The sequence below is a fragment of the Pseudoalteromonas sp. NZS11 genome (genome assembly GCF_015864765.1).
GTDB lineage: Bacteria > Pseudomonadota > Gammaproteobacteria > Enterobacterales > Alteromonadaceae > Pseudoalteromonas > Pseudoalteromonas arctica.
The window spans coordinates 51,750-74,741 of sequence record NZ_JADYWP010000001.1; the positions used below are offsets into that span (position 1 = coordinate 51,750).

Annotated in this window: 19 protein-coding genes; 8 read left to right on the top strand and 11 right to left on the bottom strand. The window is 40.4% G+C overall.

Annotated features, from left to right (window positions below; translation table 11 throughout):
• Positions 1 to 3: 3 nt before the first annotated feature.
• Entirely contained in the window at positions 4 to 2,031 is a 2,028-nt protein-coding gene (locus tag I6E82_RS00210) for a methyl-accepting chemotaxis protein (RefSeq protein ID WP_121954125.1), read from the bottom strand.
• A 116-nt stretch (positions 2,032 to 2,147) separates the two neighbouring features.
• On the opposite strand from I6E82_RS00210, the gene I6E82_RS00215 reads away from it, so the two are divergent.
• Positions 2,148 to 2,918 (top strand): NADP-binding protein, encoded by a 771-nt coding sequence (locus I6E82_RS00215; RefSeq protein ID WP_197116289.1) that lies wholly within the window; start codon positions 2,148 to 2,150, stop codon positions 2,916 to 2,918.
• On the opposite strand, the gene hutH is transcribed toward I6E82_RS00215, so the two are convergent.
• The 3 genes from hutH to hutC form a co-directional block, all read right to left on the bottom strand.
• Positions 2,915 to 4,450: a histidine ammonia-lyase gene (hutH, locus tag I6E82_RS00220; protein WP_197116290.1), complete on the bottom strand. Its 1,536-nt coding sequence runs from the start codon at positions 4,448 to 4,450 to the stop codon at positions 2,915 to 2,917. The two genes, I6E82_RS00215 and hutH, sit on opposite strands and share 4 nt — an antisense overlap.
• A 2-nt stretch (positions 4,451 to 4,452) precedes the next feature.
• On the bottom strand, positions 4,453 to 6,126 hold the full coding sequence (gene hutU, locus I6E82_RS00225; RefSeq protein ID WP_007582046.1) for a urocanate hydratase: 1,674 nt from the start codon (positions 6,124 to 6,126) through the stop codon (positions 4,453 to 4,455).
• A gap of 66 nt (positions 6,127 to 6,192) precedes the next feature.
• Complete coding sequence (gene hutC / locus I6E82_RS00230) at positions 6,193 to 6,900, bottom strand: histidine utilization repressor (RefSeq protein WP_197116291.1); 708 nt, start codon at positions 6,898 to 6,900, stop codon at positions 6,193 to 6,195.
• Between the two features lie 119 nt (positions 6,901 to 7,019).
• Between hutC and hutI the strand changes: the two genes are divergently transcribed.
• Positions 7,020 to 8,267 carry an imidazolonepropionase gene (gene hutI, locus I6E82_RS00235; protein ID WP_197111952.1) on the top strand — a complete coding sequence of 416 codons (1,248 nt, stop codon included), beginning with the start codon at positions 7,020 to 7,022 and terminating at the stop codon, positions 8,265 to 8,267.
• Between the two features lie 120 nt (positions 8,268 to 8,387).
• On the top strand, positions 8,388 to 10,052 hold the full coding sequence (locus I6E82_RS00240) for a bifunctional diguanylate cyclase/phosphodiesterase (RefSeq protein ID WP_024589898.1): 1,665 nt from the start codon (positions 8,388 to 8,390) through the stop codon (positions 10,050 to 10,052).
• On the opposite strand, the gene I6E82_RS00245 is transcribed toward I6E82_RS00240, so the two are convergent.
• Positions 10,049 to 11,098: a formimidoylglutamase gene (locus tag I6E82_RS00245; RefSeq protein WP_101217275.1), complete on the bottom strand. Its 1,050-nt coding sequence runs from the start codon at positions 11,096 to 11,098 to the stop codon at positions 10,049 to 10,051. The two genes, I6E82_RS00240 and I6E82_RS00245, sit on opposite strands and share 4 nt — an antisense overlap.
• 1 nt (position 11,099) lies before the next feature.
• A complete protein-coding gene (gene rraA, locus I6E82_RS00250) occupies positions 11,100 to 11,597 on the bottom strand; it encodes a ribonuclease E activity regulator RraA (RefSeq protein ID WP_002959955.1) in 498 nt (165 codons plus the stop codon).
• Between the two features lie 205 nt (positions 11,598 to 11,802).
• On the opposite strand from rraA, the gene I6E82_RS00255 reads away from it, so the two are divergent.
• The 3 genes from I6E82_RS00255 to I6E82_RS00265 all read left to right on the top strand — a co-directional run bounded on the left by I6E82_RS00255 (position 11,803) and on the right by I6E82_RS00265 (position 15,360).
• On the top strand, positions 11,803 to 12,342 hold the full coding sequence (locus I6E82_RS00255) for a phosphatase PAP2 family protein (protein ID WP_024605288.1): 540 nt from the start codon (positions 11,803 to 11,805) through the stop codon (positions 12,340 to 12,342).
• Positions 12,339 to 13,370: an MJ1255/VC2487 family glycosyltransferase gene (locus I6E82_RS00260; RefSeq protein ID WP_197116292.1), complete on the top strand. Its 1,032-nt coding sequence runs from the start codon at positions 12,339 to 12,341 to the stop codon at positions 13,368 to 13,370. The genes I6E82_RS00255 and I6E82_RS00260 overlap by 4 nt, the downstream gene beginning before the upstream one ends.
• A 109-nt stretch (positions 13,371 to 13,479) precedes the next feature.
• A complete protein-coding gene (locus I6E82_RS00265) occupies positions 13,480 to 15,360 on the top strand; it encodes a methyl-accepting chemotaxis protein (RefSeq protein ID WP_197116293.1) in 1,881 nt (626 codons plus the stop codon).
• Positions 15,361 to 15,445: 85 nt separating this feature from the next.
• On the opposite strand, the gene I6E82_RS00270 is transcribed toward I6E82_RS00265, so the two are convergent.
• From I6E82_RS00270 to priA, 5 genes are all read right to left on the bottom strand, one after another.
• Positions 15,446 to 15,820: a gamma-butyrobetaine hydroxylase-like domain-containing protein gene (locus I6E82_RS00270; protein WP_010553804.1), complete on the bottom strand. Its 375-nt coding sequence runs from the start codon at positions 15,818 to 15,820 to the stop codon at positions 15,446 to 15,448.
• A gap of 62 nt (positions 15,821 to 15,882) precedes the next feature.
• Positions 15,883 to 17,211 (bottom strand): HslU--HslV peptidase ATPase subunit, encoded by a 1,329-nt coding sequence (hslU, locus tag I6E82_RS00275; protein WP_197116295.1) that lies wholly within the window; start codon positions 17,209 to 17,211, stop codon positions 15,883 to 15,885.
• A gap of 11 nt (positions 17,212 to 17,222) precedes the next feature.
• Positions 17,223 to 17,741, bottom strand: coding sequence for an ATP-dependent protease subunit HslV (gene hslV / locus I6E82_RS00280; protein WP_002958366.1), 519 nt, complete (start codon positions 17,739 to 17,741; stop codon positions 17,223 to 17,225).
• Positions 17,742 to 17,820: 79 nt separating this feature from the next.
• Complete coding sequence (locus tag I6E82_RS00285) at positions 17,821 to 18,348, bottom strand: SPOR domain-containing protein (protein WP_007582031.1); 528 nt, start codon at positions 18,346 to 18,348, stop codon at positions 17,821 to 17,823.
• Positions 18,349 to 18,368: 20 nt separating this feature from the next.
• Positions 18,369 to 20,555: a primosomal protein N' gene (priA, locus tag I6E82_RS00290; RefSeq protein ID WP_024594431.1), complete on the bottom strand. Its 2,187-nt coding sequence runs from the start codon at positions 20,553 to 20,555 to the stop codon at positions 18,369 to 18,371.
• A 230-nt stretch (positions 20,556 to 20,785) separates the two neighbouring features.
• Here priA and rpmE point away from each other — a divergent pair, with 230 nt between their 5' ends.
• Together rpmE and I6E82_RS00300 are read left to right on the top strand one after the other, a co-directional pair.
• Positions 20,786 to 21,001, top strand: coding sequence for a 50S ribosomal protein L31 (gene rpmE, locus I6E82_RS00295; protein WP_007582029.1), 216 nt, complete (start codon positions 20,786 to 20,788; stop codon positions 20,999 to 21,001).
• A gap of 688 nt (positions 21,002 to 21,689) precedes the next feature.
• On the top strand, positions 21,690 to 22,931 hold the full coding sequence (locus I6E82_RS00300; protein ID WP_007582028.1) for a malic enzyme-like NAD(P)-binding protein: 1,242 nt from the start codon (positions 21,690 to 21,692) through the stop codon (positions 22,929 to 22,931).
• The last annotated feature ends 61 nt before the right edge of the window (positions 22,932 to 22,992 follow it).

A 22,992-nucleotide genomic window follows, 5' to 3' on the forward strand; every position in this document is an offset into this window, starting at 1 on the left:
GTTTTATAATTTAAATTGGTTAACCGTTTTGTTAAGTGCTGCAGCTAAATCACTTAAGTCACGAGCTTCGTCAGCGAGGGTGTGCGCATGGTCAGCGGTACTGTTCACTAAGTTATTAATTGCCGAAAGGCTCGTATTAATATCTTCAGCAACGACTGTTTGCTCCTCAGTTGACGTGGCTATTTGATGACTTTGGTCTTGTACTTTAGTGACCGACTGCGCAATATTGTGAAGTGAGCTAAGTACTTCTTTAGTTTGCAGTACTGAGCCCTCGGTTTGATCTTGTCCTTGTTGCATCATCACTGAGGCCTGTTGAGCTATTTGCTGCAAGCGCGAAATCATATTACGAATATCGTCTGTTGATTCTTGTGTGCGACTTGCTAGTGAGCGTACTTCATCAGCAACAACGGCAAAGCCTCGACCGTGTTCACCGGCACGAGCTGCCTCTATAGCCGCATTAAGTGCAAGTAAGTTGGTTTGATCGGCAATTGAATTAATTACATCGACTAATGCGCCAATATTATTACTTTCTTGCTCAAGGCCTGCTACCACTTTAGATGCTTCACCAATATGTAGCGCAAGTTCAGTCATTACTTTTTGCGCCTGTGTAGAACGGCTTGCACCTTCCGCTGTAATTGCCTGAACTTCTTCAGCTGCGTTATTTGTATGTTGTGCATTACGTGATATTTCAAGCACAGTAGTCGCCATTTCAGTTACCGCGGCGCTGACGCTATCAACTTGCTGCTTCTCTTGCTGAATTTCAGAATTAGTTTGCTCAGAAACATGTCTTAGCTGAGCTGCTGCATTACTTAGCTGTTCTGCTTGCGCTGCGGTTTCTAGCATCATGGCGCGTAATTTATCAATAAAAGTGTTCATATGATTGGCCAGCTGTCCCACTTCATCTTGGCTATTAATATCAATTTTTTGAGTAAGGTCGCCTTCGCCCGATGCTATATCACGCATAATGTGCGTAAGTGTTGTGATGGGTTTTGAAATCATATGGGTAGCCCATAAAATCATGGCTAATATAATAATTAAGATAATAACTACTGCAGTTGTTGTTGCGGTTACTGCGGCATTTACGGGCTCTTCAATCATGCTAGTAGGAATAAGTAGACCTACATACCAATCTATATGAGGCTGCTCTAGCTGTAAGCGATGGTAAACCACATAAAACTGCTCACCTTTAAAAGTAACCATTTGGCTGCCTTTAAGGTTATTTCGCATTTGTGTATTTAATTCTTTAAAGCCTGCTGTATCTGTAAATTGTTGCTCAAGCGCATCGAGTCCTTCTTTACCGTTTGCACCTTCATCTGTAATTGAAAGTTTGTGTCCAGTGGCTTTTGAAAAGTGAACTACTTTTTGATTTCCATCGAGTAAAAATCCATAACCTTGGCCGTTAAAGCGAATATTTTCGACCATGTCGTTAATTTTGTTTAGTTGTAAATCAACACCGCCCATACCAATGAGTTTACGCTGTGCGTTATAAACAGGTTGTTGTACTACTGCAGATGCTACGCCTGTGGTTAAATCAACAGAGATTGGACCTACATAAAGTTTGTTAACTTGCATGGCTTCTTGCCACCAACCACGCTTGTAGGCGTAATAAGGCTGGCCGTTGTAGTGACTTGTACGTTCATTTTCTTTAAAGTATTCACCGGTGGTTGCTGAGGCAAAAAAGGCCGATAAAATGTTTTCGTCGTTTGAGCTTAAACGCACAAAGTCTTGGTTTACTTCGTTGTAACCTGGCGCGCTTTCGAGTGCTTGATCGCGAGTATCCCAATTTTCAAAAAAATTGATTAAATGTGGGTTATTAACAAAGGTTGATACCATTTTACCGTACATTGCAAAGTAACTTTGCATTGAAAGTTGCTCGGTCTGTAGATAACTTTGCGCTTCGTTTTCTATGTTTTCTCTAGAGAGGTTGGCAATGTGTTTAACAAAGAATGTTGAGGCGATAATTAGTAAAACGGTAATTGTTCCACCAATCAATAATAATATTTTCTTCCGTAGTGATAAATTATTTAGCATGAGTGCGCATATTTTTATTATTTATGAAATTATATCTAATCATATCTTACTTAAAATCTCTATAAAGTTAGATAGAAAGAACTAATTATGCGTTTAAAATAAAGGCTTATACAAAAATGACAAATAAAAGTAATAAATTAGTAGTATTAGGTGCAGGTTGGTTAGGACAGGCTTTATGCGTAAGTGCGCAAAAAGCTGATTGGCAAGTACAAGGAACGCATAGAACAGATATACACGAGTTTGATTTTGAGCGTCAGTTTACACTTGAAGATGGGCAATTAAGACATCAAGTTGATTTACAAAATGCTTATTGGGTATGTGCTATTCCACCACGTAGCAGGGACAGTGAAAGTAACTATCCTGAAACACTCACCGCAGCGCTTAAGCTCTCAAAGGAGTTAAACGCAAAGGGCTTTTTATTATGCTCGTCAACCGGGGTATACGAGCAAGAGCCTGGTGTATATAGCGAAAGTTGCGATATTTCATGCACAAACGAGCGCCAAATAAAGCTCTATGAGGCAGAAGAGCAAGTACTTGAGCAAGACGGGAAAGTGCTGCGTTTAGCTGGATTACTAGGGCCTAATAGAGAACCGGGTCGTTTTGTGGCAGGCAAAGAGCTCAATACATCAAGTGAGCAAGTAGTAAATATGGTGCATCAACAAGATGTAATTAATGCTATTTTTGCGGTGATAGAGCACTGGCAAGTAGGGCAAAATATTTATAATGTTGTTAATCCTGCGCACCCAACAAAAGCTGAATACTACGCAGTGAAGTGTGCAGAACATGGTGGCGAGTTACCACGCTTTACCAGTGATGATAAAGCTGAGCGCAAAGTTATTGGCTCAGCTATTGAAGCGCTAGGCTTTACTTACCAATATGGTATTTAATATGCTGAAGGCAGGGGACTACTCTCTATGAAGTCGCATAGCTTACCTTCACTTAGTAATGTATTAGCAGCTTCGATATCGGGAGCAAAGTAGCGGTCTTTATCATAATAACTCACATGCTCGCGTAATAATGCTTTAGCGCTTTGCACTTTATTTGATGGTTCAAGCGGCTTTCTAAATTCTAGCCCTTGAACCGATGCTAACCATTCTATTGCCAAAACACCTTGGGTATTATTAGCCATTTCATCTAAGCGCCTTGCTGCAAAGGTTGCCATAGAGACATGATCTTCTTGATTTGCTGATGTAGGCAAGCTATCGACCGAAGCCGGATGCGCTAATGATTTATTTTCTGACGCAAGCGCTGCAGCGGTAACTTGAGCAATCATAAAACCTGAATTTACCCCGCCGTTTTCAACTAAAAATGGCGGTAATTTGGATAGGTTTGAATCGATAAGTAATGCAATTCGCCTTTCTGCTAAAGCACCAATTTCGGCAATTGCGATAGCTAAGTTATCGGCGGCCATTGCAACTGGCTCTGCATGAAAGTTACCTCCCGATATTATGTCGCCTACATCGGCAAAAACTAGCGGATTATCGGTTACACCGTTTGACTCGCATAACAATACTTCTGCGGCTTGGCGTATCTGAGTTAGGCAAGCACCTAGCACTTGAGGTTGGCAGCGAAGGCAGTATGGATCTTGTACTTTTTCACAATTTACGTGGGAATCACTAATTTGAGAGTGCGTATCGAGTAGCTCTCTAAATACTTGAGCGGTGTCTATTTGTCCGCGCTGACCACGAATATCATGAATACGTGCATCAAATGGCGCGCGACTACCCATTGCAGCTTCTATGCTTATCGAGCCGATAACGCAGCTTTGTGCATATAAGTTCTCGCTTCTAAATAGGCCTTGTAGTGCAAACGCAGTCGACGCTTGTGTGCCATTTAATAATGCTAAGCCTTCTTTAGCTGCAAGGGTAAGAGGTTCAAGCCCCGCTATTTTTAACCCTTGTGCTGCACTAATTATTTTTCCTTTATGTCGCATTTGACCTTCAGCTAATAAAGGTAGGCACATATGCGCAAGAGGGGCTAAATCCCCCGATGCCCCCACAGAGCCCTTTTTAGGCACGCACGGATATACTTCGCTACTAAGCAGCTGCATAAAAAATTGGATTACTTGCAGGCGAATACCCGAGTAGCCGCGCGAAAGCGAGTTTACTTTTAAGGTGATCATTAACCTTACTGTGCTGTCATCCATGTATTCGCCAATGCCCGCAGCGTGTGAAAGCACAATGGAGCGCTGTAATAATTCAAGTTCGTCGTCGGCTATTTTGGTATTAGCTAATAACCCAAACCCGGTGTTAATCCCGTATACAGTGCGGTGCTCATTAATAACGTTTTGAACGGTTTGCGCGCTTGCTGCTATTTGCGATTCAGCATGCTTTGCAAGGTTTAACTTTACCGGTGAATTATTAATTTTTCTCAGTGTGTTTAAATTAAGTGAGCCTGGTGTGAGAGTAAGTTCGAACATGATCATTCCTCGTTTAGCATAGGTAGGTCTAAATTTTGTTCTTTGGCGCAGTTCTTTGCTATGTCGTATCCAGCATCAGCATGGCGCATTACACCCGTTGCAGGGTCGTTCCAAAGTACGCGAGCAATACGCTCTTTAGCTTCATTTGTACCATCGGCAACAATAACCACACCTGAGTGTTGGCTAAAGCCCATACCTACACCGCCACCATGATGAAGAGACACCCAAGTAGCACCACTTGCCGTGTTAAGGAGTGCATTGAGTAATGGCCAGTCCGATACCGCATCTGAGCCATCTTTCATGCTTTCTGTTTCGCGGTTAGGGCTGGCAACTGAGCCAGAGTCGAGGTGGTCACGACCAATAACGATAGGGGCTTTAAGTTCGCCATTTTTAACCATTTCATTAAAGGCCAGTGCAAGGCGCGCTCTATCTTTTAGCCCAACCCAGCAAATACGTGCAGGTAGCCCTTGAAATTGAATGCGTTCCCGCGCCATATCAAGCCAGTTATGCAAATGTGCATCATCAGGAATAAGCTCTTTTACTTTAGCGTCGGTTTTATAAATATCTTCAGGATCGCCCGATAATGCTACCCATCTAAATGGTCCAATACCTTCACAAAATAAAGGGCGAATATAGGCGGGTACAAATCCAGGAAAATCAAACGCGTTGGTAACACCTTCATCAAACGCCATTTGACGAATATTATTTCCGTAATCAGTGGTGGCGGCACCCGCTTTTTGCAGCGCCAGCATGGCTCTAACTTGGACTGCCATTGATTGTTTAGCCGCTTTTACTACCGCTTTTGGATCTTGCTCACGCATTTTTGCTGCGTGCTCCATTGTCCAGTTTTGTGGTAAATAACCATTTAATGGATCGTGAGCTGATGTTTGATCTGTGACTACATCAGGTGTAATACCTGTTTTAACCAGTGTACTAAATACATCGGCAGCGTTACCAAGTAGGCCAACTGATAGGGCTTCACCTTTTATGCACGCGTCGGTTATTAATTGCAGTGCGTGTTCAAGGTTCGTTGCTTTTACATCAACGTAGCCTGTTTTTATACGAAAATCGATACGGCTTTCATCACATTCAACAACTAGCGCACTAAACCCTGCCATTGTAGCGGCAAGTGGTTGCGCACCGCCCATACCTCCAAGGCCACCCGTTAATACCCACTTGCCTTTAGCACTGCCTGAAAAATGTTGCTTTGCCATGGCTATAAAGGTCTCGTAAGTGCCTTGTACAATGCCTTGCGAGCCAATATAAATCCAAGAACCCGCTGTCATTTGTCCGTACATCATCAAGCCTTTTTTATCGAGCTCGTTAAAGTGCTCCCAATTTGCCCAGTGTGGAACAAGGTTTGAGTTGGCAATAAGTACACGAGGGGCATTACTGTGGGTTTTAAATACACCAACGGGTTTTCCTGATTGTACAAGCAGAGTTTCGTCGCTTTCGAGTCTATCGAGGGTCTCTATAATTTTGTCATAACTTGGCCAATCACGAGCTGCTCGGCCAATACCACCATATACAACAAGTGCATGAGGATGTTCTGCAACTTCAGGGTCTAAATTATTCATTAGCATGCGCTTAGCAGCTTCAGTTTGCCAGCTTTTAGCACTTATTTTATCGCCATGAGGTGCACGTATTACGCGACTTGTGTCGAGTCGGTTGTTCATGTTTTGCTCCTGTTGTATATACAAGGTGATTTGTTATAAAAAAAGCGCAGTAAGCGCTATTGTTTGTTATTTTTTAAATGTTAAGTGACCACCTAAGCGATATTTACTGCCTGGTGATACAAGGCGCGCAAAGCTCACAATGCCTTTAACAGACCAGGTGCGTCGGATCACTTGTAAGCATGGCTCTTCATTATATAAGTTTAACCATTGGCACATTTCGCTGTTTGGCATAATAGCCTCTACGGTATGCCTCGCTTGGGTAAGTGGTGCAACACTAGATAGATATTCATGAGGTGTAAGCGTGCTAAAGTCTTGTTGTAAGTAACCAGCCGCAAGTGCAGGGTTTACAAAACGCTCTTCTAGCTGCAAGGGGCTGTCGTTTTCGTTATGCACGAGTACACTTCGATATACAACACTGTCAATCTCAACACCAAGCGCAATGGCAATAGGTGCGACTGCATTTATTGATTCAAGTATGAGTACACTACAGGTGTAGTTGCCGTTACGCTCTTTTACTTCATCAGCAATGTTTTTTATTTCGAGTAACGATGACTGCGATTTAAATGTGGCTACAAATGTACCAAGCCCTTGGCTGCGGGTTAAAATACCTGCCTCGGTTAATTCGCTTAGTGCTCGGCGGGCTGTCATTCTGCTGACACTAAATTGACTACTTAGTTCGTTTTCAGAGGGAACACGTTGGTTTTCTTGCCACGTACCGCTGCGAATTTTATCAACAATGAATTGTTTTATTTGCGCAAATTTAGGTGTCGTCATTAAATTTATGGTTACATTAAAAATAAACTATATAAATAAGATGACACAATTACCTTGTATATACAAGGTGGGTTGTTAGACTATATTTTCATCACTCTGGGCGTAAAAAGGGCTGTAAAATGCAAAGCACAACAAAAAATTATGAGTTAGAAGAAATCGACTTACTTTTAACTGATGCCAATATTGCCACTATGGATAGCAATATAAATGCCCCTTATGGCGCAATCGAAAATGCTGCTATAGCTATTAAAAATGGTGAAATTGCGTGGATTGGAGAGCAATCAACGTTGCCCAGTTTTGATGTGTTTGCAACGCCGACATTGAGTATAAAAGGGCAGTGGTTAACGCCGGGCTTAATAGATTGTCATACACATTTAGTGTTTGCAGGTTCAAGATCGCAAGAGTTTGAGCAGCGCTTGCAGGGTGTAAGTTATGAGCAAATCGCAGCACAAGGCGGTGGCATAGCAAGTACGGTTAAAGCCACAAGAGCAGCCGACCGTGAGCAATTGTTTGTTGATGCAAAAGATCGCTTAAATACGTTATTAAAAGAAGGTGTAACCACCGTTGAAATAAAGTCGGGCTATGGGCTAGATACTGAAAACGAGATAAAAATATTAGAAGTAGCTCGTTTATTAGGTGAGCATCATCCTATTGATATTAAAACTACTTTTTTAGGGGCGCATGCTCTACCGCCTGAATACAAAGGCCGTGCTGATGAATATATTGATTTGGTATGTACTGACATGCTTGATCAGGTAGTGGCTAATAATCTTGCTGATGCAGTCGATGTATTTTGTGAAAATGTAGGCTTTAGTCATTCGCAAACCAAACGTGTTTTCCAGGCGGCTAAAAAGCATAACCTCCCAGTAAAATGCCATGCTGAGCAGTTATCTAATCAACAGGGTGCTAAGCTGGTGGCGCAGTTTAATGGCCTTTCGGCGGATCATATTGAGCATCTCGATGAAGAGGGTGTAAAAGCCATGGCAGACGCTGGGACGGTCGCGGTGTTATTGCCAGGTGCATTTTATTTTTTAAGAGAAACTAAATTCCCACCTATTGAATTACTTAATCAATATAAAGTACCGATAGCTATTGCGAGTGATTTTAACCCAGGTACTTCACCGCTGTGCTCAGTGCACTTGATGATGAACATGGCATGCACATTGTTTAGATTAACACCTGAGCAAGCATTAGCTGGTGTTACTCGAAATGCAGCTAAAGCACTAGGGTTAGACGAGCGTGGTATTTTAAAGGTTGGCGCAAGAGCTGATATTGCGCATTGGCAAATAAGTCATCCATCACAATTAAGTTACCAATTTGGCGTAAATAAACTGCTAAATTTATGGATTTTGGGTAGAATTAATTAGTTTGTATTATTTTTACCCACATATAACTTGGTTTAAACTTTTTTAGCGAATACGGATGCCGTTAATTTGAACATACTAACCGACAGTAATTTTCCAATATTTTTTAGTGGTGCACTATTGATGGCGATGATTGCCACTTTATTTGCCGTTAAAAATGCCAGTATTAAATTTAGCTATTTATGCACAGCAGCTGTTGGTTTGGCTATTTTGAGTACGGGCGCAGCTTGGCTTGCCATTTTACTTGCCTTTGGATTTTGTTTTCATTTATGGCAAGCCTTCGAGCGAAATAATTGGAGCATGATTATTACCAGCTCAATGGCTGGTCTTTTATTTGTTGTTCTATTTTCAGCTCATTTATTATTGGAAGTTCCGTTATTTTGGGTTGTGTTAGCAATATTATTATTAGCTATTGTTGGCTTTTTAAATGATGAAAGCGCTGAAATAGAAGTCGTGATAGAGCCAGAACCTACAGGTGATGCATTTATTGAAGAGTCTCCGCTTTCGGTTTTTGCAGATAGAAAACAGTTACGTCAAGGTTACTATGCATGGTGCGACAATAAGCAAGTAAGTGCAGCGTTAATCGTTATTCGTCTTGAAGGATTTGAGCAAGTTAACCAGCACATTGGACGTGACTTTGGCGATATACTGTTAGCACAATCGGCTAATCGAATAAAAGAACTGCTTTCAAGTGACGAAATAGTGACTTTAGTTGGGCAAGAAAAGCTAGCCCACTTAGGGGGCCTTAACTTTGCATTTATTTGTAGTTTTGCGAATCAAAAACATTTGCATGAGTTGGTTATTGAACAAATACTGGGTGCAACGCTTAAGCCATTTAATGTCGCTAACTGCACTGTAGAGGTAAAAGCGAGGGCGAGTTATGTTGATTGTAATGAGCAAGACAATAACTTTGATAATTTAATATCGTACGCATACCTAGCACTCGATAGCCACCCAAATCGCAAGGTTGTGCCTTATCATCAACAAATGATGATTGAACTGCGAGAGCAACAAGCGCGACTAAAAGAATTAGCAAATATTGATTTTTCGAGCGAATTAGAACTCTATTTTCAACCTATAATTTGCAACGAAAACGGTCAAATTGAGTTTTTAGAATTACTACTGCGTTGGCAGCATCCTAAGCAAGGAATTTTATCTGCTAATCGTTTTATTGACGACATAAGAATAGCAGGGCTTGGTTACCCGCTTGCTAAATTTGTAATGGAGAGAGCCGCTGAGCTTGCAATGGCGCTTAGAGTAGAAGGTATTTCTATACCGCTTAGCATTAACGTATTTGGCCCTGAAATGCTAAATGAAGAGTTTGTTGAATTTGTTGATGTTGTTATAAATGAGCATCACTTAGAGGCGGGAGACTTGATTGTTGAATGCCCTTTACATATTTTTGCTGGTTTAGATGACAAAGGTCGAGGCATGATCGCAAGGCTTAATAACATAGGCTTAAAAGTATGTGTGGATGGACTTGGTGATAACCCAGTACTACTTTCTAAGTTACCAAGTTTAGCGGTTGAGTATATTAAGGTTTCACCTTCACTTACCGCTGACTTTAGTAATCAAAACAATATACGCAGTTTAGTTGGTGGAATGGTTGATATGCATAGCCAACAAAAAACAAAAGTAATTTTTGAAGGAGTAGAAACACTTGAACAACTTAAGTTTGTAAAAAGCTTAAAAGGTTATGCTGCACAAGGTTATTACTTTGGTCATCCGCTAAGTAGTATCGGTTTAATGAGCTGGCTAAAAGAGTGGCGATCGGTTCAACAACGTTAAGTGTTTTCTTTGGCTTGTAGGTAGCTATTTACAAGTGCACTAATCACTTGCCCTACATGGGCAGCACCGGCATCTAACCCGTTAGGATGCTGGCTAGGCGCTGCTTCACATAAGTGTAAGTACTTAGAGTAGCGATGGCTTGCAGCTAAATGCACAAAGTGCTCAGTGTCACTCACGCTAAATCCGCAATATGTATACGCACTAACTGGCATATAAGTAATACTATCTAAATCAACTTCAACACCCAGTGGTAAATCATTAAAATTACTTAGTGCATTTTCAATTGCCTGCGTTAGTGTGATTTTTCGCTTAACTTGTATAGATTGATAGCTATCAAACTTAAAGTTAGCTTCACTCATTGCATCTATAATTGCTTGATTATTTTTTAATTCATGTAAGCCAATAACATGGTAATTACTTAAATGTTGCTCGTTATACGCGTAGCGAAAACCATTACCACTATGACGACCTTCACATTCTCTAAAATCGGCATGAGGGTCAAAATTGATAGCATTAACAGGCGTGTTTTTTGACTTACTTAGCGCGCGAATAATACCTAAGCAATTATTGTGACCTCCGCCAATTACGATTGGCTCAAGCCCTGCTTTAAAAATAAGGCTTAATACTGACTCTACGCGTTCATCAAGTTGTTGGCATAAATCTCGTAATTGAGTTAACTGCTGGGCTTGCTGATTATTAAGTTGGTTGCTTTGCGCCATTAAATCATCAGTATTTACTTCACCCAATAAAAGTACTTTTTGAGTGGCAATAAATTGATTATGAGGTTGGTTTAAAAAACGTTTTAAAAAAGCAGACCATGCTTCGTTTGCACCGCCATTTCCTAAATTTGCTTTTGGGCCAATATCTTCGCAAATACCAAGAAGTACGTAGCGAATGCCAAATTGAGCTGCGTCAATAAGTGCTTGTTGCAGGTTTACTTGAGTGTCTAGCAAGGCCATTGATTGCCATGCTTTTTTTTCATTTACGCGGCTAGAGCAAAGTGCTCTAACCGCGCTTTCATCATATACTTTTAAATGGGAGGTCACGTTATACTTCTACAACTTCCAATTCTAATTCTTCTGCAGATAAAACAATGCCAGTACTATCAGCATAAATAAAGTCATCATCAAAAAATGATACACCGGCAAAGTTAACGCCTATAGCATCCTCGCCAGCACCTTCACTGTCAGCTGCAACAGGAATGGAAGCAATTGCTTGAATGCCTAAATCAAGTTCTTCAAGCTCATCAACGTGGCGTACTGCGCCGTAAACAACAATACCATTCCAGTTGTTTTCAAGTGCAAGTTCGGCCAATTCAATATCAATAAGTGCACGGCGAGTTGAGCCACCACCGTCAATAAGAAGCACTAAGTCTGTACCGTCTTGAGAAAGTAATTCGCGGATCAGTTCATTATTTTCAAAACATTTAACCGTTTTAATGCGGCCACCAAAGCTGTGTCGACCACCAAAGTTGATGAACATTGGCTCTAGCACGTCAACCACATCAGCAAAGTGGTCACATAAATCAGAAGTGCTGTAATCCATTATTTTATCCTCAAAAGGTACATTAATTTATACCTCAGTATACCCTCCTTATAAGCAATAACAACGACTTAATCGCAGTAAATTTAGACAAAACAAGCGCTAAATCATTAATCGCAATAATAGTGTCTTAAAAGCGTCACTCAATTGTTATTTACAACACATAAGCTAAATCGGTGTTCATATATTATGCAATGAGGGGGAAGTGATGGATAACAATAATATGTTTAAAAGGGCAGCTCTGCTAGATGAGCAATTATTTTTAACTCTATTTAATTGCAACTCACCGAAGTGGTTTAAAACAATTGCGTTTGGCTTATCTAAAAGCGGTGATGGTGGGCTTTACATACTTGTGTGTTTAGCGGTGTGGTGGCTTAGTAATAATGAGCAGCAACAATTATTACCTGTAACAATATTAGTTGGTTTTGCTATAGAAAGGCCCATTTATTTACTGGCCAAAAATAGATTTGCCCGCATCCGTCCATGCGACTGCTTAGTAACAAATGCTTACATAGTACCAAGTGATAAATTTAGTTTGCCCTCGGGTCACAGCGCTGCAGCGTTCTTAGTTGCGATTATACTAAGTCACTTTTTCCCTGAATATATATGGCTACTACTTAGTTGGGCTGCTGGTGTGGCTATTTCTCGTGTTGTATTAGGCGTACATTTTCCTGCTGATATTATTATAGGTGCGATTATTGGTAGTGTTTGTGGCTTATTCGCATTAGCGCTTGTGGTACCTGTATGAAAATATTGTATGGAGTGCAGGGTACCGGTAATGGTCATATAACGCGGGCTAGGGTTATGGCAAGTTGCTTTAATAAACTTGGTATTGATGTTGATTATGTGTTTTCAGGGCGAGCAAATAAAGATTACTTTGATATGCACGAATTCTCAAGTTATAAAGCGTATCGGGGCTTATCGTTTAGTACTGAAAATGGGCAAGTCAAAAATTTAAAAACACTTAAAAACATGCGAGTTTGTAAGCTGGTGAGTGATATAAAATCGCTTGATATAAAACAGTACGATTTTGTACTTAATGACTTTGAGCCAGTCACAGCATGGGCTGCAAAACGGGCCGATATACCCGTTATCGGTATTAGTCACCAAGCCGCATTTTTGTCAGAAAACGTACCTATATTTGGTCGTGGTGTACTTAGAAAATCGCTCATCAAGCATTATGCACCAGCATCTACCTACTTAGGCGTACACTGGAAGCCATTTGCAAATAATATAATCCCGCCTTTTATTGCTCATCATAATCATGAGAATCCTGTTGCGGTACTAAATAAGGTATTGGTATATTTACCGTTTGAAAACTTAGATAGCGTTGTTGATTACTTAAAAGACTTTCCCGAAAAAGAATTTTATTGTTATCACCCAAATGCCTGCAATCAGTCTTTTGGACATATACATTTGCGACTCCCCTCACGTTCTGGTTTTTTAAATGACTTAGCAAACACGAGTGGCGTTATTGGTAATGCGGGGTTTGAGCTTGCCAGTGAAGCACTTAAGTTAGGTAAGAAGTTACTATTAAAGCCTTTAGATGGGCAGTTTGAGCAAACCGCAAATGCACAAACTTTGTTTGCCATGGGCATGGCGCATGTTATGAACTATTTAAACCCGCAAGCCCTTGACGACTGGAATAGCGCCCCGCAAAATAAGCAAATAAATTACCCTAGCGACCCAGCGCCTTTAATTGATTGGTTGGTTAAACAACAGTGGAATAATACACAATCGTTACACAAAGGTTTGTGGGATAGTGTCGCTTTATAGCCATCACAATTAAGTAGCTTAGAATAACCAATAATAAAAAGTTAAATTAATGAGTCGCTTCTGAGCTATCAGCTATAATACAAATGCATATTTAAAAAAGGCGTTAGCGATGAATTTTTTACAAAACTTAACAATCAAACGACGTTTACAGTTAAACGCAGTCGTTGTTGGTTTAGCAATGGTGGTCCTTTTATGCGTAATAATTTATGAAGCGAGAACAACGTTAAGCTTAAATAAAACAATTCAGCTTGCTGAAGAGCTTAATATCCATGAATTAGAACTGCGTAAACATGAAAAAAACTTTCTTTTTTATAAACAAGAAGAAGCATTAGACTTATTTGAACAAGATTATAATCAGCTTAAAAGTAAAATTGCTAAGTTGAATGTAATTATGCAAGAGCAGGGCATCGAAACCCAAAAAATAAGTAATCTCGATAATTTGGTAAGTGCTTATAACAATGATTTTATGAGTGTTGTTGTGCTACAAAAACGCATAGGGTTACACCCAAAAGATGGGCTGTATGGCGAACTAAGAAGTGCAGTACACGAGGTCGAAAGCTTGCTCAAAGAGCAAGATAATTACAAACTCTTATCTTCTATATTACAATTAAGACGGGCTGAAAAAGATTTTATGCTACGTTTTGATCTTAAGTATTTAACTCGATTTGATGAAGGGGTTGATACTTTAAAGCAGCAAATCGCTCAGGCTCAATTTGATACGGGGTACACAGCTCAATTAAATGGCTTTTTAAATTCCTACCAAACGCAATTTCAAGCATTGGTCCAGGCGCAGGTTGAATTGGGCTTAGATTTAAATTCAGGTGCACTTGGAAAAATGCGTAAAAGTGTTGAACAAAGTGATGCAATCGTTGCGCAGATACTATTAAGCACTAAGCAACTGGTAGATAAAAGCGTTGAACAGGCACAATTTTTAGCCATTCTTATTTTTGTGATTGCTGGCATTATTGTTTTAATGTTGGTTTATTTCACGAGCCGCTCGATTATTGTGCCTATAGAGCGGGTTTATCACACCATTAACGATATTCGTCGTAATAATGATTTAAGCGTGATGATAGAGCAAACAGGTAAAGACGAAATTACCACCATGACGGTCGACTTTAATAGTTTAATAGGCGATTTTAAAAACTTAATAAACGAAGTTAATGGTGCTTTAAATACGCTTAACATAGCAACAGAGCATTTATCAGAAAGTACCGCAGCAACAAGCTCCGGTATGCAAGAGCAATTACATGAAGCCGACATGGTTGCAACTGCAGCCACCGAAATGCAGGCGACGATTCAGGATATTTCACATAATACTGAAGCGGCTGCTAAAAAAGCAGAGTCAACAAACTTAAGTGCTCAACAAGGGCGCAGTGAAGTTGACTCTACCGTTAAGCACATTAGGGCCCTATCTGATTCGTTAGGGAATGCATCAAATGTAGTATCGCAACTTGAAAAAGATGGCGAAACAATTGGTTCAGTGCTTGATGTAATTCGGGGGATTGCAGATCAAACAAATTTACTCGCTCTTAATGCGGCAATAGAAGCGGCACGTGCTGGTGAGTATGGTCGTGGTTTTGCTGTTGTTGCAGATGAGGTTCGTTCATTAGCGAAGCGTACTCAAGAGTCTACGAGTGAGATTGAAGGTATTATAAGTACCTTACAGCAGCGTACTCAAGAAGTGGTAAGTATTATGCACAAATGTCGTTCTCAAGGCGATGAAAGTGCCTCGCAAGCAATTAAAGCAGGTGAGTTATTAGGCGCAATTACTGAAGATGTACAAACAATAATGGAAATGAGCTCTCAAATAGCGGTTGCTATTGACGAGCAAAGCCAAGTGGCATCAGAGGTTAATAAAAATGTAGTGAGAATTCGCGACATTGCGCAAGATGCAACTGAACATGCTGCTAAAAACGCCCAAACTAGCGAAGAAGTATCTGAGCAAGCTAGAGTGTTATTTAGCGCTATTGATAAGTTTAAAGTGTAACTAACCTGAACCCTGGATAGTAAATATCTTAACCAGGGTTTTGGTTAACAATCTAAAAATACCCACCTAAAGTTACCAATAAGGTTTAAGGAATAAACTTTATTGGTACACTGTTTTTGTTTTGTTCGTGCTCGGCTACGCGTGCCGAATATTCATCGCTCAACGTTTGTTGCTGCGCTTGTAGTTTTTCAAAGTAACTCCAACTGAACAGTCCGCTATTGTGACCATCATCGAAATCTAAACGCAGTGCATAATGCCCAACAGGTACTATGTTTTTTATACCTACAGATTGTTTATTAAGTACTAGCTTCATTGGACCAGAGCCATGGCCTTGCACTTCAGCAGAGGGAGAGTGAACGCGTAAAAATTCACAGCTAAAGACTGCTTGGCTATCGTCGTCAAAATAAACATCTAAATTTTTACTCACGCTGTGGTAATGCACTTTTGTAACGTGTTTCATTTTATATATCCCATTAAAAAGCCCCCAATCTGGAGGCTTTTAGTATAACGTTTATATTCGTTTTATAGAATGAAGCGGCTTAAGTCTTCATCTTCAACAAGTGCGCCTAGATGTTTTTCAACGTAAGCGGCGTCAATGATAAGTGATGAACCTGCTTTTTCAGAAGCATCGTATGAAATTTCTTCCATCAATCTTTCCATCACAGTATGCAAGCGACGAGCACCGATGTTTTCGGTTTTTTCGTTAACTTGCCACGCTGCCTTAGCAATACGCTCAATAGCATCATCACTAAACTCAATCGTTACTTGCTCAGTTTTAAGGAGCTCTCGTTGTTGCTCAGTAAGCGATGCATGCGGCTCTGTCAGGATACGTTTAAAGTCATCTGCAGTTAGTGGCTCAAGTTCTACTCGAATCGGTAAGCGACCTTGTAGCTCAGGTATCATGTCTGATGGTTTAGACATTTGGAATGCACCTGAGGCAATAAACAACATATGATCAGTTTTAACCATACCGTGTTTAGTGTTTACTGTTGAGCCTTCAATTAACGGTAGTAAGTCGCGCTGAACACCTTCTCGGCTCACATCAGGGCCTGAAGAATCACCACGTTTACAAATTTTGTCTATTTCATCAATAAACACAATACCGTTTTGCTCTACTGCAAAAATAGCTTGTTCTTTTAGCTCTTCAGGGTTTACTAATTTAGCGGCTTCTTCTTCCGTTAATAGTTTGAAGGCTTCTTTAATTTTTAACTTACGTTTAGTGCGTTTATCGCCGCCCATGTTTTGAAACATGCTTTGTAACTGGTTGGTCATATCTTCCATACCAGGAGGCGCCATAATTTCTACGTTTGATTGAGCTTGCGCTAATTCAATCTCGATCTCTTTATCATCTAATTGGCCTTCACGTAATTTTTTACGAAATGTTTGGCGAGTAGATGAAGTATCGTCGCGTTGGCTTTCGCCATATTGATCTTTAACAGGTGGTAAAAGTGCATCTAAAATACGCTCTTCTGCTGCTTCTTCGGCGCGATGTTTAAACTTTTTAGTTTGCTGTTCGCGAGTCATTTTAATTGAAACATCAACGAGGTCACGTATGATCGTATCTACTTCTTTACCAACATAACCAACTTCAGTAAATTTAGTCGCTTCTACTTTAATGAATGGTGCGTTAGCAAGTTTTGCTAAACGGCGGGCAATTTCTGTTTTACCTACACCTGTTGGGCCAATCATTAGTATATTTTTTGGTGTTACTTCACTGCGTAAATCTTCATTTAATTGCATACGGCGCCAGCGATTACGAAGCGCAATAGCGACTGCTTTTTTAGCTTTAGCCTGACCTATAATGTGCTGATCTAGCTCGTGAACAATTTCTCTTGGGGTCATATCAGACATAATAGTTCCTATTATAATTCTTCGATTGTTTGGAAGTTATTAGTAAATACGCAGATGTTGCCTGCAATAGTTAAGCTTTTCTCTACTATTTCACGAGCGCTTAAATCTGTATTTTCTAAAAGGGCGGTTGCAGCTGATTGCGCAAAGTTACCACCACTACCAATCGCAATTAAATCGTTTTCTGGCTGAACTACATCGCCATTACCGGTAATAATTAAAGAGGCTGTTTCGTCTGCTACAGCGAGCAGCGCTTCGAGTTTTCGAAGGGCACGGTCGCTTCGCCAATCTTTAGCCATTTCTACTGCGGCTTTAGTTAGGTTACCTTGGTGCATTTCTAATTTGCTTTCAAAACGTTCGAAAAGAGTGAAGGCATCAGCAGTACCGCCGGCAAAACCAGCGATTACTTTGCCATTATAAAGACGTCGAACTTTGCGGGCGTTACCCTTCATTACGGTGTTACCAAGTGAAACTTGGCCATCGCCGCCAATTACAACTTTGTCGCCGCGGCGAACACTTACGATAGTAGTCATGTTATTCCTCATCATCGAGCTGCAGAGGCAACTCGTAAAAAACGATTATGATGAGGTTATATGGGTGAATGGTTTATTTTCAAGTCCAGCCCCAAATTCCGCAGCCGACTATTTTTACACGTTTAAGTTTGTTTTTATCGCTTTCGGCTTGGCGTTTGGTTTTGTAAGGGCCTAAACGTACTTTATACCAAGTACCATTGCTGCCTTCAGCCTGTTTTATCTCAGAAATGAGCCCTGCAAATGCGATTTTAGCTTTTAATGATTCAGCTTGTGCATGAGTTCTGAACGAACCGCATTGCATAACATAAGGACCTTTTTGCTCAAGTTCTTTTACTTCAACTTGAATCTCGTGGTTTCTAATTTCTTTAATAAATTCCGGTGTACGTGGAATAACAACTTCTACTTTTGCGGGTGCAGTTGGGTTAGCTTGTTTTTCGACAAGTTTTGGATCGGCATTACTTTTTATAAACCATAGTGTGTAGGCAAAACCACCTACAAGTAAGATGGCTATAACGGCTAAAAGAATAGGAAATGGTTTTTTAGCGGGTGCGTTTTTTTTACTGTTTCTGCCTGCAGGCTTTTTATTAATATAATCGTGCTGTGCCATGGTGTTATTTTGGCCTTAACCTAAATCATGTCTATAGGGTCTACGTCTAAGCTCCAGCGTACTTTTTGTGCAAGTTTACTGGTACTTAAATAATCAACCATTTGCGCAAGGTACTGATGTAATATGCGACGATCTTGCGCTTGAATATGCAATTGAAAACGATACATGCCTGCGACTCTTTCAAGTGGGGCAGGGATCGGACCGAGCAATTGTATACCAGATACCCCATTCACAGGAACCAAATCCGTCAAAAAATCGACGACTAGTTTAATACTATGTCCTTGTGCACGCACAATGGCCATATTTGTAATGGGCGGTAAGTCAGCATCATCGCGCTCACTAAGAGCAAAGCGGGCAAAGTCTTGGTAACCATTATTAACTAAGTCTTGCAAAAGAGGGTGTTCTGGAAAGTGTGTTTGTAATAACACTTGACCAGGTTCTCCTGAACGTCCAGCACGCCCCGCTACTTGGGTGACTAATTGCGCTAAATGCTCTGTCGCTCTGAAGTCGCATGAGTATAAGCCGCTATCTACATCTAAAATTATAACAAGGCTCACATCTGCAAAGTGATGGCCTTTGGCAAGCATTTGTGTGCCCACTAAAATGCGTGCGCCCCCTAGGTTTATTTCATCAAGTGCTTTTTCAAGGCTACCTTTTCGGCGAGTTGAATCGCGGTCTATACGAGTAACGGGTGTATCAGGGAACTCGGTCGATAAAAACTCTTCAATTTGCTCTGTGCCTTTACCGTTAGGAAATATTTGCGTACTTCCACAGTCAGGGCATTGGTGAGGGACAGGGTACTGGTCGCCACAGTGATGACAGATCATTTGCCCAATCGCTTTATGAAATGTAGCGCTGGTACTGCATCGTTTACACTCGCTCAACCAACCGCACTCATGGCAAATAAGGGTTGGTGAGAAACCTCGGCGATTTAAAAATACCATAACCTGTTTACCGCGATTTAAGTGCTGACGCATAGTAGCAAGGCTTGCATGTGCAATACCTGCTTGGTCGGGCTGACCTTTCATATCGAGTAACTTAAACTGATTGTCAGTCGCTGTTTGCGCACGCTCCGTTAAACTTAATAGCTGGTATTTGTTATTAATTGCTTTGTGAAGTGTTTCAAGCGCGGGTGTGGCGCTGCCTAATATAAGCGGAATTTTATGCTGAAAAGCTCTGTAAGCGGCTAAATCACGAGCATGGTAACGAAGGGTATCTTGTTGTTTAAATGACGAGTCGTGTTCTTCATCAACAACAATCATACCGAGTTTTAAAAATGGTAGAAAAATACTCGAACGCGTGCCAATAACTATCGCGCAACTGCCTTTTTCGCAAAAACGCCATGTTTGTAAACGTTCGTTGTCGGTAAGTGCTGAGTGCCAAAGCATAATGGGTGTATCAGGAAAGCGGCGGCGAAAACGGTTTACGGTTTGTGGTGTTAGGCCGATTTCGGGCACGAGTACGAGGGCTTGCTCGCCACGTTTGAGTACTTCTTCTAGGCACTGTAAATACACTTCGGTTTTACCGCTGCCCGTTACGCCTTCTAATAAGAAGCTGCTAAAGCCAGTACTTTGATTTATAGCTGTGCAAGCAACCGCTTGTTCTTTATTTAGTACTGGTTTACTACCGACGGTTGGAGCAACACTTTGCCATTGGTTATCGTGCTCAATAGTTTGTGTTATGAGTTCTTTATCTATTAAGCTATCTATTGTTTTTTTACTAAAGCCCAGTGCTTTTAACTCAGTTAATGATGACTTACCTGATTGCGATAACTGCTTTAATAGGTTGAGCTGTGTTTTAGCTTTTAACGACGGTACTTTTGCACCTTTTTCTGTCAGGGCAACCATATTAATACTGGTTTTATCAGGCGATTCACCTTGGCGAAGTGCACCAGGTAGCGCTATATGAATAGTTTCGCCTAATGGGTAGCAATAATAGCGGGCAGTAAAGCTAAGGAGTTCTAAATGCTGGGCACTTAAAATAGGGGCGTCGTCTATTACCTCTATAATATTTTTAATTTTATTTAAAGGGACGTCGGTACTGCTTTTAATACCCAAAACAACCGCTACTTTTTTTTGATTACCAAAAGGTACCAAAACCCGCATGCCAGGTAGTAAAGGAGTTGATAAGCCACTGAGCTGTTCTTCTATTTTATAATCAAAGGTGCGTGGAAGCGGGACTTTAATAGCAACTTCAACAAAACTCATAACAACTCAACCCGTAAAATTAATGCTGTAATGTACTAAAAATAACGCTAAAAACCTACTAGCAATAGCGCTTGAGACAGAGATTGTTCACTTTTTTGGCAAAAATATAAATAAATACTTGTGTGGGGGGAGGTTGTTGGATAAAATCCGCCACCAACAAATTTGTTTTAACGACGTATGGTGCCAAACTCCGGGTTTGGAGAGCGATGCGGCCTTAACTAGAGGTTCCTATGAAAGAAGGTATTCACCCTAAGTACGAAGTAATTTCTGCAACATGTTCATGTGGAAATAAATTCGAAACTAGCTCAACTCTTTGTAAAGACATTCACTTAGACGTATGTTCTGCGTGTCACCCGTTTTACACTGGTAAGCAAAAAGTTTTAGACACTGGCGGACGTGTTGATCGCTTCAACAAGCGCTTCGGTGCACTTGCCAGCAAGAAGTAATTATTGCTGTTTAGTTAAAAAAAGCACCTTAGGGTGCTTTTTTTGTGCCTAAAATTTGTTATTTATTATCTTATACCAACCTGCATAAATCTTTGAGCAATTTAACGAATTAAATTGCACTATAACGTCGTTAAAAAATTTTTATTTAGAACAACTAGATACAAAAATTTTAGCCTAGTTCTAGCGTAATTTTCTTAACGTTAAATAGACCCCATATATAAGCAGATTGGTATTATTTCGTTGATTTTAACGATCCCCTCCTTTTGCATAACTATTTCCTATTCTTATTCTGAGTATGCATAATCCTTTACAGACAAATCGATAGATATTCTCTATATTTTAAATAGTACAATTTTTAACTAGGTTGATAAAAGTAGCTAACGTGGGCTTATCTGTTTTTAAAGTAGGGTAGTAGGCTGTTATTCTAAGTTTATGCTGATACTTTAAGTATACATTTTATAAGATTTTGATAGGCATAAAAGCACCTTAAAACTTACTTTTTAGGTGAATTTTTATTTATTAAATGTTGATATAATCCTGCAAAGTTACTGAAAAACCTCTTAAAATTATAGGATATAGCATATAACAGGATAGACCTGATATTGCTTGGAATTTAAAAATAATAAGGGTATCGTACCCCAAGACTCCATCTCTCACTTTAACTTAAATTGCAGGATACAATCGCGTTATGTCTGACTTTCGTGAACAAGCACTACATTACCACTCACATCCCGTACCAGGTAAAATTAGCATTGAGCTTACAAAACCAGCTGAAACGGCTCATGATCTTGCACTTGCGTATAGCCCAGGTGTTGCCGAACCTGTACGTGAAATAGCTGCAGATCCTGCAAATGCTTATAAATATACTGGTAAAGGTAACATGGTTGCGGTTATTACTAATGGTACTGCAATTCTAGGCCTTGGTAATTTAGGTCCTTTAGCGTCTAAGCCTGTAATGGAAGGTAAAGCGTTATTGTTTAAACGTTTTGCAGGGCTTGATTCTATCGATATTGAAGTTAAGCACAAAACAACAGAAGACTTTATTAATACGGTTGCCAACATTGCCGACACATTCGGTGGTATTAACCTTGAAGATATTAAAGCACCAGAGTGTTTTGAAATTGAAAAAGCATTAATAGAGCGTTGTAGCATTCCTGTTTTTCATGACGATCAACACGGTACTGCCATTGTAACGGCTGCTGGTATGTTAAATGCGCTAGAAGTACAAGGTAAGTCAATTGAAGATGCAATTATTGTATGTTTAGGTGCAGGCGCTGCCGCTGTTGCGTGTATGGAGCTGTTAATTAAATGTGGTGCACTGCGTGAACACATTTATATGCTTGACCGCAAAGGTGTTATTCATACCCGCCGCGATGACTTAAATGAATATAAACAGCTTTTTGCTAACAATACCGATAAGCGTACATTGCAAGATGTAATTGCAGATGCGGATGTATTTGTGGGTGTTTCTGGTCCTAACTTATTAGCGGCTGAAGATTTAAAGCTAATGGCTGCAAAACCAGTTGTGTTTGCATGTTCAAACCCAGATCCTGAGATTGATCCTGCACTTGCGCACGGCGCACGCAACGATTTAATCATGGCAACAGGGCGCTCTGATTACCCTAACCAAGTTAATAATGTTTTATGTTTCCCGTTTATTTTCCGTGGTGCGCTTGATGTACGTGCAAGCGCTATTAACGATGAAATGAAAATTGCTGCAGTAGATGCTATTCGAAGTATTGCCAAAGAGCCAGTACCTGCAGAAGTTTTAAAAGCCGCTGGTGTAGATAAACTAGAATTTGGTGCGCAGTATATTATTCCAAAACCAATGGATCCACGTTTACTGCCGCGTATAGCAAGAGCTGTTGCACTTGCTGCTATTGAGTCAGGTGTTGCACAAATTGAGCTACCTGAAAACTATATGCAGTAAATCTATACAGTAGAGCTATGCAATAAAATTTAGACATAAAAAAACCTCAGTAATTACTGAG